The following is a 1,387-nucleotide window of genomic DNA, read 5'->3' on the forward strand; positions in this document are numbered from 1 at the left end:
TACAAGCGCGTCGGCCTCAGCGTCAACAAGTGCCTCAGCTTCCGCATCAACCAGTGCGTCAGCTTCAGCAAGCACAAGCGCCTCGGCCTCAGCAAGTACCAGTGCGTCAGCTTCAGCAAGTACCAGTGCATCAGCCTCAGCATCGACAAGTGCTTCAGCTTCAGCGTCAACAAGTGCCTCGGCTTCAGCAAGTACTAGTGCATCGGCTTCAGCGTCAACAAGTGCGTCAGCCTCAGCATCGACAAGTGCCTCAGCTTCCGCATCGACAAGTGCATCAGCTTCAGCGTCAACAAGCGCATCGGCCTCAGCAAGTACTAGTGCATCGGCTTCAGCGTCAACAAGCGCATCGGCTTCAGCAAGTACAAGTGCATCGGCTTCGGCATCAACCAGTGCGTCGGCTTCAGCAAGTACTAGTGCGTCAGCATCGGCATCAACCAGTGCGTCGGCTTCAGCAAGTACGAGTGCTTCAGCTTCAGCAAGTACAAGTGCATCAGCCTCAGCGTCAACAAGTGCATCGGCTTCAGCAAGTACCAGCGCGTCAGCATCGGCGTCAACAAGCGCGTCGGCTTCAGCGTCAACCAGTGCCTCGGCTTCTGCAAGTACCAGCGCGTCAGCCTCAGCAAGTACGAGTGCCTCAGCTTCAGCAAGCACTAGCGCGTCAGCATCGGCAAGCACTAGCGCCTCGGCCTCAGCAAGTACTAGCGCGTCAGCATCGGCATCAACCAGTGCGTCGGCTTCAGCAAGTACTAGCGCGTCGGCTTCAGCAAGTACCAGTGCTTCAGCATCGGCAAGTACTAGCGCGTCAGCTTCAGCAAGTACCAGTGCTTCAGCATCGGCAAGTACTAGCGCGTCAGCTTCAGCAAGTACGAGTGCCTCAGCTTCAGCAAGTACCAGTGCCTCAGCTTCAGCAAGTACTAGTGCGTCAGCATCGGCATCAACCAGCGCCTCGGCCTCAGCAAGTACCAGTGCTTCAGCATCGGCATCAACCAGTGCGTCGGCCTCAGCAAGTACCAGTGCTTCAGCATCGGCATCAACCAGTGCGTCGGCTTCAGCAAGTACAAGTGCCTCAGCTTCAGCAAGTACTAGCGCGTCGGCTTCAGCAAGTACCAGTGCTTCAGCATCGGCAAGTACTAGCGCGTCAGCTTCAGCAAGTACAAGCGCGTCGGCCTCAGCGTCAACAAGTGCCTCAGCTTCCGCATCAACCAGTGCGTCAGCTTCAGCAAGCACAAGCGCCTCGGCCTCAGCAAGTACCAGTGCGTCAGCTTCAGCAAGTACCAGTGCATCAGCCTCAGCATCGACAAGTGCTTCAGCTTCAGCGTCAACAAGTGCCTCGGCTTCAGCAAGTACTAGTGCATCGGCTTCAGCGTCAACAAGTGCGTCAGCCTCA

The 1,387-nt window shown here is 56.7% G+C and carries 1 protein-coding gene; it reads right to left on the reverse strand.

Translation table 11 applies throughout. From position 1 onward, the window contains the following. The coding region (locus D8837_RS09560) for a hypothetical protein (RefSeq protein WP_185755705.1) at positions 1 to 1,387 on the reverse strand (1,387 nt) is incomplete at both ends.

This window comes from Streptococcus mitis (assembly GCF_003942965.1).
GTDB lineage: Bacteria > Bacillota > Bacilli > Lactobacillales > Streptococcaceae > Streptococcus > Streptococcus mitis_BH.